The sequence below is a fragment of the Desulfitobacterium sp. PCE1 genome (assembly GCF_000384015.1).
Taxonomy (GTDB): Bacteria; Bacillota; Desulfitobacteriia; order Desulfitobacteriales; family Desulfitobacteriaceae; genus Desulfitobacterium; species Desulfitobacterium dehalogenans.
The window spans coordinates 2,637,534-2,654,372 of the sequence record NZ_KB913023.1 but is presented as its reverse complement, the minus strand read 5'-3'; the positions used below and the strand labels follow the sequence as shown (position 1 = coordinate 2,654,372).

General features: G+C 42.6%; 15 protein-coding genes and 4 pseudogenes. All 19 read left to right on the top strand.

The window, feature by feature from the left end; translation table 11 throughout:
* Positions 1–2 precede the first annotated feature (2 nt).
* The 19 genes and pseudogenes from DESPCE1_RS0113220 (at position 3) to DESPCE1_RS23785 (ending at position 16,712) form a co-directional block, all read left to right on the top strand.
* On the top strand, positions 3–962 hold the full coding sequence (locus DESPCE1_RS0113220) for a polyprenyl synthetase family protein (protein WP_019850765.1): 960 nt from the start codon (positions 3–5) through the stop codon (positions 960–962).
* Positions 943–3,306, top strand: a complete 2,364-nt coding sequence (locus DESPCE1_RS0113215) for a sensor histidine kinase (RefSeq protein WP_019850764.1) — start codon at positions 943–945, stop codon at positions 3,304–3,306. Before DESPCE1_RS0113220 ends, DESPCE1_RS0113215 begins: the two co-directional genes overlap by 20 nt.
* A 42-nt stretch (positions 3,307–3,348) precedes the next feature.
* Entirely contained in the window at positions 3,349–3,993 is a 645-nt protein-coding gene (locus DESPCE1_RS0113210; RefSeq protein ID WP_019850763.1) for a response regulator transcription factor, read from the top strand.
* Between the two features lie 254 nt (positions 3,994–4,247).
* On the top strand, positions 4,248–4,805 hold the full coding sequence (locus DESPCE1_RS0113205; RefSeq protein ID WP_019850762.1) for a DUF4879 domain-containing protein: 558 nt from the start codon (positions 4,248–4,250) through the stop codon (positions 4,803–4,805).
* A 161-nt stretch (positions 4,806–4,966) separates the two neighbouring features.
* Positions 4,967–5,416, top strand: coding sequence for a hypothetical protein (locus tag DESPCE1_RS0113200; RefSeq protein WP_019850761.1), 450 nt, complete (start codon positions 4,967–4,969; stop codon positions 5,414–5,416).
* Positions 5,417–5,748: 332 nt separating this feature from the next.
* Positions 5,749–6,282, top strand: coding sequence for a hypothetical protein (locus DESPCE1_RS0113190; RefSeq protein ID WP_019850760.1), 534 nt, complete (start codon positions 5,749–5,751; stop codon positions 6,280–6,282).
* A gap of 90 nt (positions 6,283–6,372) precedes the next feature.
* Positions 6,373–6,975, top strand: coding sequence for a hypothetical protein (locus DESPCE1_RS0113185; protein WP_019850759.1), 603 nt, complete (start codon positions 6,373–6,375; stop codon positions 6,973–6,975).
* 569 nt (positions 6,976–7,544) lie between these two features.
* A complete protein-coding gene (locus tag DESPCE1_RS0113175; RefSeq protein ID WP_084813872.1) occupies positions 7,545–7,928 on the top strand; it encodes a hypothetical protein in 384 nt (127 codons plus the stop codon).
* 175 nt (positions 7,929–8,103) lie between these two features.
* Positions 8,104–9,177, top strand: a pseudogene (locus DESPCE1_RS21905) (transposase).
* A 111-nt stretch (positions 9,178–9,288) separates the two neighbouring features.
* A complete protein-coding gene (locus DESPCE1_RS0113165) occupies positions 9,289–11,265 on the top strand; it encodes a DUF1430 domain-containing protein (protein ID WP_019850756.1) in 1,977 nt (658 codons plus the stop codon).
* The gene (locus DESPCE1_RS0113160) at positions 11,262–11,870 is read left to right on the top strand and encodes an ATP-binding cassette domain-containing protein (protein ID WP_019850755.1); all 609 of its coding nucleotides are present in this window, start codon (positions 11,262–11,264) and stop codon (positions 11,868–11,870) included. Before DESPCE1_RS0113165 ends, DESPCE1_RS0113160 begins: the two co-directional genes overlap by 4 nt.
* A gap of 323 nt (positions 11,871–12,193) precedes the next feature.
* Positions 12,194–12,346 (top strand): annotated as a pseudogene (locus DESPCE1_RS24195) (lactococcin 972 family bacteriocin); the annotation flags it as partial.
* Positions 12,347–12,463: 117 nt separating this feature from the next.
* Positions 12,464–14,368 (top strand): hypothetical protein, encoded by a 1,905-nt coding sequence (locus DESPCE1_RS21900; RefSeq protein ID WP_019850754.1) that lies wholly within the window; start codon positions 12,464–12,466, stop codon positions 14,366–14,368.
* A 6-nt stretch (positions 14,369–14,374) separates the two neighbouring features.
* Positions 14,375–14,782 carry a DUF1430 domain-containing protein gene (locus tag DESPCE1_RS23505; protein ID WP_202951812.1) on the top strand — a complete coding sequence of 136 codons (408 nt, stop codon included), beginning with the start codon at positions 14,375–14,377 and terminating at the stop codon, positions 14,780–14,782.
* Positions 14,779–15,429: an ABC transporter ATP-binding protein gene (locus DESPCE1_RS0113150; RefSeq protein WP_019850752.1), complete on the top strand. Its 651-nt coding sequence runs from the start codon at positions 14,779–14,781 to the stop codon at positions 15,427–15,429. Before DESPCE1_RS23505 ends, DESPCE1_RS0113150 begins: the two co-directional genes overlap by 4 nt.
* A gap of 50 nt (positions 15,430–15,479) precedes the next feature.
* Positions 15,480–15,813, top strand: a pseudogene (locus DESPCE1_RS0113145) (hypothetical protein); the annotation flags it as partial.
* A pseudogene (locus DESPCE1_RS23795) lies at positions 15,804–15,965 on the top strand (ABC transporter ATP-binding protein); the annotation flags it as partial. The pseudogenes DESPCE1_RS0113145 and DESPCE1_RS23795, both read left to right, overlap by 10 nt.
* A 267-nt stretch (positions 15,966–16,232) precedes the next feature.
* Positions 16,233–16,487 (top strand): response regulator, encoded by a 255-nt coding sequence (locus tag DESPCE1_RS23790; RefSeq protein ID WP_019850750.1) that lies wholly within the window; start codon positions 16,233–16,235, stop codon positions 16,485–16,487.
* Between the two features lie 45 nt (positions 16,488–16,532).
* Positions 16,533–16,712, top strand: coding sequence for a helix-turn-helix transcriptional regulator (locus DESPCE1_RS23785; RefSeq protein WP_256379871.1), 180 nt, complete (start codon positions 16,533–16,535; stop codon positions 16,710–16,712).
* The last annotated feature ends 127 nt before the right edge of the window (positions 16,713–16,839 follow it).

Genomic DNA, 16,839 nt, shown 5'->3' with positions numbered 1-16,839 from the left:
GTATGGGTACGGAGCAGCGAATCATAGGCGGGATAGAACGGTTCCTGGCGGAATCCGGGCTGGCCGGGGAGCTTTCCGGTACAATCCTGGAATGGGTACGCGCGGAGAATAAGCCCGGCGGCAAGCAGTACCCATGGGGAAGTTTGCTTTTTAGCGTGGGGGATGTCTTCGGCGGCAGGCAAGAGATCATCCTGCACGGTGCTGTGGCTATGGAGCTCTACGGGCTGGCAGCGGACATATTCGACGATATTGAGGACCAGGATAATGATCAGTTGCCCTGGCGGACAGTTCCCGCGGCTCAGGCCATAAATACTGCTAACTTAATCTTGTTCCTGTCCTTCAAAGCGCTGGCAGCGATTAATGAGCATTCCCATTATCGCCAGGCCCATGAAATTTTTCACACTATGGGGATCACGGCCTGCCATGGGCAGAATCAGGAGTTCCTTGCTGAAGAGCAGGAGGTCATACCCCTTGATCAATATTTTGATACAGTCCGCAAAAAATCCGGCGCTTTAACTGCGGGTGCTTGTAAACTGGCAGCGGTTTTAGCTGGAGGTGATGCCGGTCTGATTCACGATTTAGAGAAACTTGGTCAAAACCTTGGCATCATCAGTCAAATCAAGAATGATCTCCAGGACTTGTTCCGGGTTGAGACCAAAAGTGATGTAAGGCTGGGCAAGAAAACGCTGCCGCTGGTTTATCTGGCTGATGTATTAAAACAAAATAAAGGGAAAGCAGAAGAACTGTATCAGCTTTGTTCACCGACACGGCAAAAGGGACCGGAATTCGGCCCCGCAGAAAAGGAACGGTTGCGCCGATTCATTATACAGGAAGGTGCTGCGCACTACTGCTCGGTTATATGTGCATACTTTAAGCTGGAAGCGGTGGAAATCCTGGACGCTATGAATATAGCAATGGAGCAGAAAAGGAAGTTGATCGCACTTGTGGAAAATCAAACATGAAAATTGGGCATTGCTTCTGAGCAATGCTATTTTTGTCATACTCTGTTTGGTCTGTCTGATCGGCCTGTTGCGCTATCCGTATATCGGTCTTGTTTTGGAAAATAATGAAGAGACCTGGACGGTAGTAGCTGTAGATCCCTATGGCGAAGGAGCGCGCTCAGGCGTCAGTGAAGGTGATATCATACTGCAAATGGACGGCCTTGCCCCCGAACAGCATTCTTCAGTCCGGATATGGCACGAAGTAGTAGACGTCTCGGTACTCATCGTGCAAACTCCCGGAGAAGCGGCCCGGACGGTTCACATAGTGCAGCCCTCACCATTCAAAACCCTGTTAAGTGAGATGACCCTGATTATTGTGGGCTTATGCTTTTGGCTGATGGGTCTTAAGGCCAGGATGAAGCGGCCCAACTTGCAGCCGGCCAGCGCATTATTCCGCCTTAACTGGCTGGTCGGACTCTTGTTTGTGCTCACACCGGCTTCCAGCAGGGGGCTATGGTTTGCCAAAGAATTGATGTTTATCGGGGTTGCCTTAGCAGCGCCTCTGCTGGTGCATTATATAGCAGTACTGCTTAAGAGAGAGCAGGAAAAATCCTATAGGACTATTATGGGCTTGCTTTTGATTCTCCCGGTATTGATACTATTCACCATTCTGCTCAAATGGTCAGGTTTTGTTTATGCTGTCAGCGAATTGCGGGCTATGTCCTTGCTCAACGGCCTGTTTGGCTTTACGGCTGCTTGCACGCTGCTGTTCCGGCTCTGGGGACTCCCGGCCACCGAGCCGGAGAAAAACCGAATCAATCTGATACTGGTGGGATTGCTTGCCGGACTGCTGCCGTTTCTGATCTTTACAGTGGTTCCGATTCTGGCAGGCGTGGAACCGGTAATGTATTCCAGGATTACCGCTTTGTTTGTCGCCATTCTCCCTTTTACCATGAGTTATGCCGTAATCCATCAATATCTTCCCGATTCCCGGAAGTTAGTGCAGGAAGGGTTTGCTTATCTGATGGCAGGCATTGTAACCAGCCTGATCCTGTATGGCTTTCTGTCAGCGAGGGGCTGGCTGCCCGGTAAGGATATCGACAGCTATCTTGCCCTTTTTGCCTTGACAATGGGAACGATTCTTTTATTCCTTAGCCTAAAATTCGTTGGGCATAAACTGGCTGAACGCTTCGATACGGGCCAAGAAGCCGCAAGTAACGAGGATTGGACCGAGCACAAAGAAGCCCTGCATCCGGATGATGAAAAGGCCATTTTGGAAGAATTGTCCCGTCGGCTGAAGCTGGAAGGAGCACTGGTCTTCGTCGAACAAGACGGAAGTGTTTTTCTCATGAAAGCCTGTGGGAGATACGAGAGCAACCAAGCGGAGCAGCAAGCCTTGGAAGAATATCATCTGACGAGTTTAAAAACGGTTCATACAGGGCAGCTGCTTCCACGTACTTTCCCGGCTGAATTTTACTTTCCCTTTGTCTCCGGAGGCTTCTCCTGCGGATTGTTTCTGGGCTACCGCCGTTCCCGTGTGACGCTGAATGCCCAGGAACTGCCCTGGCTTAACATCATTGCCGGTCAGACTTGCCAAAGGCTTAAAGCTCTTGGGGATATAAAGTCTTTACAGGAAAGAGTAAAGGCCGGAGAAGAAAAGATGGAAGAGCTCTACTGGAAAAGCCGCCCGGCAGCGCTTCTGAAACGGTGGCTGTTTAAAAACCTTGAAGAAGAAAAGAGAAAATTGGCCAGAGAACTTCATGATGGTCCGCTGCAAAACAGTTTATATCTGTATCAAAGGCTTCAAGCATTGAAGGATTTACCGGACGGATCGGTCAATGCCCATGTTCTCTCAGAAATAAAGGACAGAGTAGATGACCTTAGCTATGACTTGCGTACCATCTGCGGCGAGCTGCGGCCTTCTGCGTTAAAAGAGCATGGGTTTATGCCTGCACTGGAAGGTTTCGTTCAGGAAACCATGAGGCATGAGCTGCTTACCATCACCATGGACGTAAAAGGCATATCCCGGTTGGACAGGTTCGAAGAAGATATGGAACTGACGGTCTTCCGGCTGGTGCAGGAAGGAATCCGCAACGTGCTCAAACACTCCGGTTCCGGTAACGCGGTCATTACTATTGTCCAACACGACAAAGAAATAAGAGTGGAAATCAAAGATGACGGCAAAGGATTCGACCCCGCGTTAATTCAAGAAAACATGCAGGACGAATTGCAGACAGACAGCCGCTTTGGGCTGATCGGCATGAAAGAAAGAGTGGAAGGTCTCGGCGGAGAATTCACGATAATCTCTGGCTCCGGTCAGGGGACGGTGGTGCGTGCAGCTTTGCCATACCGGAAAGGCCGCTAAGGATCATGCAGCGCACACCATGCGCGGGAGGGGGAAGAAAAGATGGATTCGGTAATCAAAGTCTTGGTTGTGGACGATCACAAATTATTTGCCCAAGGGGTGGTGTCCTTATTATCTTCGGAACCGGACATAGTTGTTACAGATGTGGCTTCCAGCGCTGAAGAGGGCTTAAGGCTGGTAAGGGATGTTCCTCCCCATACGGTGCTCCTCGATATCAATCTGCCGGACTCCTGCGGGGTGGACATTATCAGCAAGATCAGGCAGATAGATCCCGGTATAGGGATTGTGATGCTTACCGGACTCAGCCCGCTGGGACATATCGACGCGTCATTGGCCCAAGGGGCTTCAGGCTTCCTCTTAAAGAATTGCACCAAAGAAGAGATGGTTACGGCTATCCGCAAGGCGGCGAAGGGCGAAGGTTATTTTTCACAAAGCCTGGTCCCTTATTTGAAAGGAGAATTGGTATCCTCTTCCCACCAAGACTCCCACTGCGATGGTAAGATGGCCTCCCTCACGGACAGGGAATTGGAAGTGTTTAACTTGGTCGTTAAAGGCTTGCGCAGTAAAGAGATTGCTGAAGACCTGGGAATTGCCAAGCGCACTGTGGATTATCATATAGGCAATATCTTGCTGAAACTAGAAGTGAAATCCCGTTTGGAAATTGTTTTGAAATATAAGATAGACTAAAGAATAAATGGCTCAAATAACTTTTATAACCTGTAATAAATACCCTGCAAATAATTCTTCAAAACCCAGTATTTATACTGATGTGCATTATGTGGAAAAAAGCTAAAATATGAAGTAACAAGAGGAATTTGCTTTATTAACATGTTCCATCGTAAAAATAAACACAATTGCCATTTTAATTTAGAGAGGGGTTGATGATGAACTGAAGAACTGTAAATATATACTTAATTTGTAATAAGAGGGGAGAAAAGAAAATGAAAAAAAGAGTTATCAGTATTTTGCTAGCTGCAATTTTTTTGTTGATAAGTACAACAACTGTGTTTGCTGAAAATAATCAAGTTAAAAATTATGAAGGGAACTTTTTGAAGGAAAGTGGTCCAATTGAGATCACTGACGGGCTTCGCGATCAGCTAAAGAAAATGCGGGAAAAATCAGCAAGTGATGTACAACCTATGGCAGAGGCACCGCCACTAAGCTATTTAGAAGTTTATGCGGCGATTTCCTCGCAGAATCCTACTTATGAGTATTTTACTGCAAATCAAACTAGTTCGGTTGCTGACCACGGTGGAGCAGAAATGTATATAGTTACAGCCGAACTTGGGTACGGATTCCAGAGACATGCCAAAATAGCTAATAGTGCTTTTCTTCCAGAAGTACAATATCAAATGATTGATCTAGATAATGATTCAATAGTTGACGGTTGGTTTTATTGGTGGGATGCTAGTGGCTACGATTCAGGGTTATTCACTTATGAAAATAGATCTGCAAACTATCCATTTAATACAATGTTCGATTCTATTATTATTAAATAATGATGTTTGATGGGTTTACTGCTCCTTCTCTTAAGAGAGGGAGTAGTAACACTCATTATGAACATAATTTATCCAGAAATGATTAAACACCCGAAGGTTTACTTACGATAATATTTTTTATAGAGGTAATTCTTTTAAATACGTAATACAGGAGTGATTCTATGAGGGTTGACACGAGCTACAATCCATTGTTGTACCAAAGAACCAATATAAATCTGAGCGCAAACCAAAAGGCAGGCGGTTATTTTAGCCTTCCGGAAAAATCCGCCCCAGAACAAAAAGAGCATGTGGCTACCGATATTTGGGAAGAATTATCTAAAAGCTATACCATAAGAAATGCATCTTTCAGGGAGATTCAGGAGATATCGGCTAAACTCTATGACGCAGGGCAAATATCCTTATTAGATCACGGCATACTAACATTTGAACCTATGGCTGCTCTGCCAGGAGCCTCGAAATTTAATATACATATGACTGAATTTAATGCGGATGGCAGGAAAGATTGGATTGAAGAATATGAGCAGCGAGCTCAAAGCGATTTAAAAAACAGTAACGCTATGGGTTATGCTCACAAGCAGAAGATTATTGAAATCCTTAAGCGCCTTCTTTGAGAATGCCCAAAATGCAATATATAGAATAGAACATTTTACAAAGAGTGTATAGCATTAACCGATGAGTCTAAGGAGTTGATGATATGTCGACTCCGGAATCGGATAAAAAGTATAAACTAGAAGTGAAATCTCGTCTGGAAATTGTATTGAAATATAAGATAGGCTAAAGAGTGAATGGATCGAATGATTTTTGATATAACCTGTAATAAATACCTGGAAAATAGTTGGTAAGACCTGTGGTTATACGGATGTGCATTCTGTAGAAAAAAGTTAACATAAGATAACAAAGGGCATTAGCCTTAATAAAGAGCTTACAAGGAGGTTATTAAAAGATGAAGAAGGTTTTTTCGATCCTAACTCTAGTTATTGCGTTGCTATTAGTAGCGAATCCAGTAATAGCTGCTACAGGAACGTATCAGGCGGGGGAGTCAAGTCCGAGTATTGTTATAGCAGGTAGAGCGAACTTGTGGGGAGCACCAGGTTATTGGGATTTAACTAATAATCCTAATATTCCCGATGGAGCAATTATAACTGGAATATATGAATATTGGACGTCACAATATCCAAACACCGGGCTACAAGTAGCTTTATTCAGATCATCTACAGGAAGCGGATACTATACTACTTCGGGTGCCAATATTCCAGGTTTTGCTGGAATGCCAGTTAAACAAAAATGGGAAACGCGGTGCAATGCTCAGGTTAGTACTTGGATTTGGCCAGTATTAACTATTAGGTGGAGTACTCCAGATAGTGCTAATGGAGTCATTGAAGGAGTAACTACGTTATCACAGGATGAGAGTACTACCGCAACGACAATTTGGAGTACTAAAGCAAGTGATGATTTTGTATTAACCCTAGATGAATAACTGTTAAATTATTCCAAAAATATATTTAAAAGGTGACAATATTCTTTTGGAAGAATATTGTCACTCAATCATTACAAGGTGGGATGTAAAATGAAAATAAATGACTTAACTTCTGCAAGAGTAATTTCTAATAATAATCGTCTGCAAAGTAACTCTCAGCAATATGAAAAATCACAAATAAATAAAATCTCAAATCAGCCTCCAAAATGGGAGCAACTTCAATCATCTGATCTGTCAAATGTAGCTGACCCAAATACTAATAGTCTTAATATTAAAGAGGGTGAGATGAAAAATATTGGAACAGTGGATGGTATCCCATTAAATATATTCTTTGATTCTTATGGGATGAATACTAATTTCTCTACCGCTATTCACCGTGATGATCCCGTTAATTCAGATAGAAATAGATATGCGTTTTTATTACTTGACAAATATACGACTGCACAACGGACTAAAGCGGATTCATTTAGCAGTCGTTTTCAAATGCTCTACTCGGTTGCTAAGGGTGATATTTCTGTTAAACAATATAATGAAACAGACTTGGGGAGAGGAGTTGTATCGACAGCTGAATTTTTAACGTCACTAGGAATTGATGTTTCAAAACCATTTTCGTTTAACAATAAAAGTTTTGTGTTGGATAGTGAAGGCAGTCTTCATAACTTATTACAGAGTAGCGAGCTAAGTCTTCAATGAATTTGAATTGTCAACATGATTGGTTTAATTGAGCCGATTGACGCCGGGAGTTTGAGAATTAACGGCATCGAATGCAGGACGAATAAGCAAAAAATGGAGTATTTCCGCTCGGTGGTCGGTTTCATATAAACGCTCAAATCATTATGGATACGCTGATTTCTCTGAATGCCGAGGGTAAGACTGTCATTATCGTGACCCATGATCAAAAAATTAAAGACCAGGCAGGAAGGGTTATCGAACTGTAAAAGCTCGTCTAAGTTATGGCATTGGAGTGAAGGCTCGAATGCTTTTTTGTTTACATAAATAGAGGCTACCTAATAATAAATACCGGGTTTAACTGATGTAAGTACCTGGAAAGTAATTTGTAAAACCCGGCATTTATACCGATGTGCATTATGTAGAAAAAGGTTAACATAAGAAGTAACAAGAGGTATTTACTCATTATAAAGGGGAGTGATTTATGTGAGTAGAACCTCTAAAAATACTTACAAGGGAGGGATATGTGCGTTATGAGATAGGTCAACTTCGTTAAATGCCTATGAGAGAGAGAATGAAAGGATTGGTGTTTCATGAAAATAAGATTTAGTAAAAAAAGGACCGCATTACTTACATTAGTTATGTGCTCATTCCTTGTGTTTCCTGCTGCATCATATGCGGAGACCACTCTTGTGCATGCGAGTAAATCAGGATCAGGCTACTTCATTAGTAATTGGATGGAATCCAAACAAGCTTCCTATTCAGGGTCCACTGAAAAATTGGACTATGGATTTAATACTTTTTTGATTAATGAAGATATTGCATATGCTTATAGTAATGGAAGTAGACATGCTGCAAAAATAGTCAATGGAAATGGAGAACATTATGGGCCTTGGAAATGGGCAAATGACTGGTCGGATCTTGAAGTACGACATGCTGGAAACACAGTGAATTATTACAGTGTGGATTGGGATTGATCAATAAGCTAGTACATGAGCTTTCAATCCAATTGAAAGCTCATGTGCTTTAGTTATAGTATAAGTGAGTTTGAAGGTCTTCGGTTAGAATATATTTTACAATAGAATTAGTTTCATAACTTGAACCCATTGATATTTCTACTTTTTTTGACAACTAAAAAAGGAGTACTCCCTGATGTTTAATATTCACCAAGAACGTCTATTTTTCTTGGAGGAAATTTTAGAAACTTCTCCAAGAGAGTCATATTCTCTAATTCTTGGTTCTTTGGACATTAACCCTTTACTCAAGATAGTTTCTAAAAAGGCTATCTTTGGAGCACCAACTCAACTCAACTATCCTGCTATGATCTACTCCTTGATCATTCGAGTAATCGAAAGAACCCTACAATTAAAGACTTGCGTAAACGGCTAAAGAACAGCTTAGAGTTTCGATTCGACTGTGGATTCACTCTTGCTGACTCTGTTCCTAGTGAAGCATCCTATTGCCGGATGATTAAGAAAATCCAAGCTTCCTCTGCTTTAGCAAAGTTTCAGGATGATTTGGTGCTTCAGGCATTTAAAGAAGGGTTTATCGATCCGGAATGTGCTGTTGCAATCGATGCCACCCATATCGAAGCAAGAGATCGCAAGCCTGAAAAAAAGCAGAAAGAAATGCCAGTTGAACACGTTCCTAAAAAGCGTGGTCGCAAGCCCAAGGCTGAAAGAGAGACATGGCTTAAAGAACAAGAGGAGCTCGAAAAGAATCGCCCCATATTTGAGAAGAAGATTGAAGCTCAACTTCCCTATAGATTTGCAGAATTAGAACAACAAATCCCACTTGATCCTCAATGGGGTATTAAGAAGAATTCAGAAGGGAAAAACGTGTTCTGGTATGGCTTCAAGGGGCACCTCCTTGTCGAGTGTAAGGGCCAATACATTTTAAGCTCTTTACTTTCTTCAGGGAAAATGGTCATTCCTCTGCTTAAAGCGCTGAGTGAAAAGCACCCTTATTTATATTCCTACCGTTACGACAGCTATGATCCGTGTTATGCACTGTACCAGCTAGGGAAAGTGACCGTTACTTTGAGCTTTACAAACAACGAACAGCTGTAGAGAGAGTAAATGCGTATCTTAAGGAGTATTTCCAGCTCAACAATATCCGTCATCGTGGAAAACGTGCCCAAGTAGATTTTCAGTTTTCAACTTGGCCTATACCCTCTGCAAATTAGCTGTTGATCGCCTAAACAAGTCATTGAGTAAGGTTGCTTAATTTTCAAAAACGGAAAAATCTAAGATTCTGTTGGCCTGATTTATTTTCAGACTAACATTATGAAATTAATTCAATAGGAAAACATTTATTGATAGAAGGGCTTCTATAATTATGAAGAAAATAAAACTGATCGTCATATCCTTGTTAATCAGCATCGGTTTTCTATTTAACGGGGAACTATTCGTTCTTTATCTGGACTACTTTCAAAATTCCTATTATCAATCAGGCTTTGATTTTGTGAATATGGATGCTGCTATCGAGGAAGAAGAAGTCATCCAGGACTTTCTCCAGGCGGGAAAGACCTATGATGTGGATTTCTTTTTTTTAGACAGTACAATTGTCTCGGCATACAACAAAGAGATAACAATATTTGGTACACCAAATGCATTGAAAACCATACAAGCCAGCGGAATTCCGGAAGGGAAGCATAAAAGCCTTTTTATGGGAGAAATGCAAGTCAGATACGAGGATTTCAGCAAGATTAAGACGATGGAAAAGTTCCAAGACTGCTATTACATCGGAGATCCATCTCAAGAGAAAGCCATGCGTTTATTCAAAGCAAGTCTGGTAGATAAATATAGCGGCAGCCTCCCGAAATTGTTCAGCTCTGATAAAGAGACTTGGCTGAATTTATTTACTGTGTGGTCGATCATTTTCAGCTTGATTCTGCTTTTGACGATTTATGAAATCATCAGTTTGAAGAAGGAGATCATGGTGAGAATCACCCTTGGAGAGGGTGTCAAAGCCCTTTTCGTCAAAAATGCTTTGGCTGATATAGGTATCCTAGTCAGTGTATTTATTATCCTATCGTTTCTATTAAGCTCTTTATCCAATGTCTATTTTAAGATAGAGGCCCTGGCCCTGGCTTTCGCAGTGTTCATGATGGTCAATACTCTGATCAATGGGGCCATTTTGCGGGTCGATTTTAAAAAGGATATGGTCGCCAGACGCTCCAGCGGTGGGCTTCTGACAGCCAATTACAGCTTGAAAATCCTGACTACTATTCTCACCCTCATTATACTATCGAGCAATTTTGCTATATTGACGCAAGGGTATCTAATGTATAAGCAAGGGGATTTTTTCTCTGCACATAAAGATTACAGTTACTATCAATTAAATTACAGAGTGAATAATTACTTAGGCAAAACAACATCAGACACAGGAATGATGAATCAGGAATTCTATCGACGATTTCAAAAGTATTCATTACAATACAACGATTTGACAGCCAATTTCAGCAGTCCATACCCTGTTGTTCTAATCAATAGGAATTCGTTTAAAGAAATTTCGGGAGTGAACCATGCCTTGACTGAAGCTGTGAAAAGTGCCGACGAAGATTACTATATCCTGCTCCCGCCCGGTATCTCAGAAAATTCTCAGGAATATACCATTGCGAAAGAAATATTCACTACCTTTTTGGGGAGAAACAACAATTCAAGTATTACAACCAAAGCGTATGATAACGATGTGAGTTTAGTGGGCATTCATAATCAGCCGTATAAATATGTAAGCAGGCCTATGGAAAATCCGATCATACTATTCAATAATACGCTTCAGCAAATTAATGAGTCTCAGGCAGGGAAAACTATGTATTATGCCTATAGTACGATGTACAATATCCCCGAACAGGAATTCAATCAGTTCATCCAGGAGTATCAATTGTCTGATCAAATAGTAGCCCAATCCAATGTCCTGGATGTCTATGAATACAATTGGGAGATTGCCTCACGCAATGCGAAATTAGTCCTTATTTTATCGATCTTCCTTCTGGCCCTGGAAATCGCGCTGATCAGCTTTATTATCAAACTGGAGTATCAGTTCAACGCCATGGAACTGGCCTTGAAAAAAGTACTGGGCTACTCACGCTTGGCCAGAAATAAACGGTTGATACTTATTACTTTAGTTGTTTTTCTGCTGAGCCTCGCCTTGGCATTATTGCTCAAAGGGCTTCTGGAGATGGACGAGGGCGTTGATCTCATCTGGGGAGGGCTGATCTTACTGACGGTGGAGTTGGTATTTATTATGAAGAAGGCAGGTGCGATGGAAAAAACCCATGTACCGTCCATTCTAAAAGGAAGGGTAGTATGATTGAAGGAATTAACATCACCAAAAGGTTTGAGGAACTGACTCTGTTTGAAGACTATAATTTTCGTATCGAGGATCAGGAATTCGTCTGCTTTTCCGGTGCCAGTGGCTCGGGAAAGACCACCTTACTTAACATGATTGGCTTAATTGAGCCGTTTGACGCTGGCACGCTGAAAATTAACGGCATCGAATACAGGACGAATAAACAAAAAATGGAGTATTTCCGTTCGGTGGTCGGTTTCTTATTTCAAAATTTCGCACTGATCGAGAACAAAACCGTGAAACAGAACCTTGAGTTGATCAGAAAAGGAAGCCGCACGAATTACACGATCGAAGAAGTGTTGGAAAGAGTCGGGTTAAAAAGCAAACTGAATAGTAAGGTGTATACCCTGTCCGGCGGAGAACAGCAGCGGATAGCGCTAGCCCGTTTATTTCTAAAACAATGTGAGATCATTTTAGCGGATGAACCCACAGGCTCTTTGGATGCGAAAAACGCTCAAATCATTATGGATATGCTGCTTGCGCTGAATGCCGAAGGTAAGACTGTTATTATCGTGACTCATGATCAAAAGATTAAAGATCGGGCTGGAAGGGTTATCGAATTATAGAAGATCGTCTGGGTTATGGCATTGGAGTGAATGGCTCGAATGCCTTTTTGCTTATGTAAATAGAATGTTGCCAGTACTAACGAATTAGCGGTGAAACCGACGTTAATCAGTGCAGGGTCTACATATTATTTTCATTACCATAATTGACAATGAAGAATTTGTTTCACCCGTAAAAAGTAACAATAATTCCAGTAAAAAGGCTTCTAACGATTTACAACCTGCATCAGCAATCGATCATGACTCACGATAGCAAAACTGCAAACTATGCGAATAGGATAATAACAATTAATGACGGCGAAAATGTTTGATGCTATTTTCATCTTGATAATTGCCATTCCGCTACAGCTAAATTGGGGACTCAAATAGATAAAAGGATTGAAAATGCTGGAAATTGGCCTATAGCAGATATATATGGCAATTCGAGCTATACAGGATATACATTTTGGGATAATAACGCCAACGGTTGCTTAAAATAAGCCCAAATTATTGTTAATTACCCTAATACCATACGCCGCTCTTCAGAGAGAGTGGCGTATGGTATTAGGCGTTTGGGCACAGGAATTTCCCTTAGGGTATTCAAAGGAGATATTGATTTGAAAAAGATATTAGCGTTTTTACTTATTTTAGCTTCTGTCTTTTCCTTCGTTATAACTTATAACCAGACCGATCAAGAGGAACTAAAAACAGTAACGGAGGTAGAAGTGGGGCTGGCAAAACGGTTTGAAATCCCTTATGGTTTTCATCCCGCTGTCCCAGATGAGCTGTCCCCGCTGTTATATGAGACGGCCCTTGAATATGAGGTTAATATTTTTAGAACCAATATCCATGAGCTTGAGGATGCTCAGCCAGAGATGCTCAAATACATATTGCTCACAGGTGACACTCATTTCTTTAATGCCTTCAGGCTTAAAAGCGGCAGTTTTTTGACAGCTCAAGACACACAAAGGGGGGATGCTTTTTTATCCTCGGCGGACACCGGAGAGAGCGGCCAGAGGGGTATTATCCGGGACTTCGGGGGCAATAACCTGCTCGTCATCAAGCCACTCAAGGCCGCTTATGAATACCTGCCTGTCTATGGTCAGTATTATGCGGAAGCCGCTGACGAGAAAGCGTTCGAGGCCTTTTTAGCAGGCTTTACCGCTAAAGTCAATGAGTTCCATAAAAAGCATGAAACAAACATCTCCTACTCCCCTGAGATTTTTCAGCAACAGAATTATTCCGGGGGAGCGGAAGTCGGAGCCCGGACAGACTTCTTAAACTATCAAAAATATATGCTCCTGCTCATCATGCTGATCTTGCTCGTGTACCATATTTTCTATGAGTCCAAGCGGATAGGGATCCTGAAGATGCATGGACTGTCCAACATCAGCATCTGGTTTATCATAGCCGGAAAGCTGATCACTTTTGTTTTTCTTGTATCCCTTGCGGTGTCCCTGCCGGTTGCTTTGTGGATCAAAGATACTACAGTTCAATTTGTTGGCAGCGCTATCCTTGCTCAATTCAAAACCTATGGTATCGCGACGGTGATTTCGTTTATTTCATATGGCTATATCTCCAGAATTAAGGTCAGCGACGCTGTCAAAAATCGTAAAGATACCCAGGGCATCTTTGTTCTGAATACGCTGCTCAAGGCGGGCTGCTCCATAATGGTGATCTTGATCGGGCTATCACTTTGGGGCCAGTATACTGAGCTCCGCACCAAGGGAGAGGAACTGAGAAATTGGGAACTCAGCAAGGATTATGGAGTTTTTTATCCCGTCGTGGTCGGTTATGACCTGGAGGATTTGAAAAAAGGGTTCCGCTTAACTACGGCCGCCTTAGCCGGGGAGCTTTATCCCACTCTCAATAAAATGGGGGCCTTATTTATCGAGGCCGATAGCTATGAGGAAAGATATCTTAAGCATTATTTATCCCAAGATTGGGACGGGATACTCTCAATAAGTGTCAACCCAAACTACCTACGGGAATTTCCTGTCTATGACGCCCAGAACAACCCCGTGCAGGTATCTGAGGACACAAGCGATTGGATTCTGCTGGTCCCGGAAAAGTATCGTCACCGGGAAGCTGAGATCATGAGCTATTTTCAGCGAGTAAGAAGGGGCACCCAGGAATCCGGGGGTATCTATGGGGCTGAGGAGACTTATTTAAATAGGGAAGTTCCGGACAGTGTGAGGAACCAACAGATCAGAATCATCTGGCTGGCTAATGAACAGGAAATATTCAGCTTCAATCCGGAGGTGTTCCCTGCGGAGAACAATGTGATCCTGGACCCCATCATCCAGGTAGTAACGGAGGGAAACAGTCTCGGTTTTGACCGGGCCAACATCATGAACGGCGGCGGGGGGGATGATCCGCTGAAAATGAGACTGATCGACAGGGATGCGGCGCTGACCTTAAAGACGCTGGAGCCTGAACTTAAACGCTTGAAGCTGGATGATAATATAAAATACCTGGTTGCGGTGGATCAATATGTTGCGGAGAAAGTATATCACCTGTAGGAGTGGATGAGACAGCTGATGCTGACAAGTCTGGGGCTGCTGGTGGTATTATTGTTGCTTGTAGTGCAGAATCTGTCCATATTTTTTAACAAATATCAGCGCAAGTTCATAGTGCGCAGATTATTCGGCACCGGCTTTTTCAGAACGTATAAGGAATATATCGGGTTATTCGCGGCAACGTGGTTAGTTCAGTTTCTGATTTGCTATTTGGTAATTAAAGGAGTAATCTCTCATTTCTTGGAGTTGGCGTCAAGGGTGTCCTCGGTGGCGAGCGCGGTGAGCGAAGTCAGCGGAACAGCGACCATCAAGCTGGTGGCGGCAGGGCTGATATTGATCGAGCTTGCTGCTTCTGTTATAGCCCTTGTGCTTATCGAGCAGAGACATCGGGTTAAGGTCTTAAAGGGGGGGAATTGAACGGTATGAAAGCTGTGTGTGAATTAATCAATATCAGCAAAAGTTATGGGGAGCACCGGGTCTTAAATAATTTGAGTATGATGGTGGACGAGGGTGAAATGGTGGCCATCACAGGAAAGAGCGGCTCGGGTAAAACTACAATTCTGAACATAATGGGAATGCTCGAAAAACCGGATAGCGGCATCATTAAACTGTTTGGTGAGAAAAGTCCCCAGATTGGCTCAGCCAAAGCTTATAAGCTCCTCAGGACCAGACTTGCTTACCTGTTTCAGAATGGTGCTTTGATTGATGACGAGACGGTGGACTATAATCTTGAAGTACCGCTGCTCTATGTTCCAAAAACAAAGAGAGAAAAGCAGGAGATGAAAACAACTGTATTGAAGAAAATGGGGTTGAATATTGCTCTTAAACAGAAAATATATGAGCTTTCGGGAGGAGAACAGCAGAGGATTGCCATAGCAAGGATACTGTTAAAGCCTTGCGATCTGATCTTTGCCGATGAACCGACAGGCTCATTGGATCCGGATAACAGGAATGAAATTATGAGAATTTTAAAAGATCTTAATGAAGCCGGTAAAACAATAATCGTCGTTACTCATGACCAATACGTAGCAGAAGCATGTGATAGGATAATAAAATTAGCGTAAATATTCTTTAGTTCAGTATTTGGCACAGTTAATAGAGAAGGGTTTTCTGTATTACGAAGAAAATAAAACAGATCGTCATATCCTTGTTAATCAGTATAGGCTTTCTGTTTAACGGGGAGCTGTTCGTTCTTTATCTGGACTATTTTAAAAACTCCTATTACCAGTCAGGCTTTGATTTTGTGAATATGAATGCTGCTATTGAGGACGAAGAAGTCATCCAGGATTTCCTCCAGGCAGGGGAAGCCTATGATGTGGATTTCTTCTTTTTGGACAGCAGGATTATCTCGGCTTACGCCAAAGAGATAACGATATTCGGTACGCCGAAGGCCTTAAAAAACCCTGCAAGCTAGAGGGATTCCTGAAGGGAAGCATAAAAGATCATTTTAGCGGATGAACCCACAGGATCCCTGGACGCTAAAAACGCCCAAATCATTATGGACATGCTACTTTCACTGAATGCCGAAGGAAAGACGGTCATTATTGTGACCCATGATCAAAAAATCAAAGATAGGGCAGGAAGGGTTATCGAACTGTAGAAGGTCCTCTGCCCGGTTAACCGGGTAGCTCCCTGTACGGCCTCAGGAAGCATGAAATATCAGGTTATGGCATTGGAATGAATGGCTCGAATGCCTTTTTACTTAATATACTCCCATTATGAACATAATTATCCAGAAGTGATTAAACATCCGAAGATTTACTTTACCTAAGCCGAGTGTTCGAGAAAAGGCCTCCCATCCGTTGACCTTTCCTCTCGGGGTCGTACCCTTCCAAAAATCGACATCACTGAATTTTGTGAGTATACGGTGTTCCTCGATATCAATCTGCCGGATTCCTGCGGGGTGGACATTATCAGCAAGATCAAACTGATACATCCCGGTATAGGGATTGTGATGCTTACCGGGCTCAGTCCGTTGGGGCATATCGATGCGTCATTGGCCCAAGGGGCTTCGGGCTTACTCTTAAAAGATTGCACCAAAGAAGAGATGCTCACAGTCATCCGCAAAGCGGCGAAAGGCGGGGGTTACTTTTCAAAACACGGCACCTTATCTGAAAGCTGAGTTGGCTCGCACTCCACAACAAAACTCCCACGATGATAAAATGGCATCCTCACCCCGAGGGAGCTGGAAGTTTTAAAATCGGTCGTTACAGGTTTGAGTAGTAAAGAGATTGCTGAAGACCTGGGAATTGCCAAGCGCACTGTGGATTATCATATAGGCAATATCTTGCTAAAACTAGAAGTGAAATCTCGTTTGGAAATTGTATTGAAATATAAGATAGGCTAAAGAGTGAATGGATCGAATGATTTTTGATATAACCTGTAATAAATACCTGAAAATTTTGTAAAACCTGGTATTAATACGGATGTGCATTGTGTGGGAAAAGGTTAATATGGGAAGTAGCAAGAGGCAT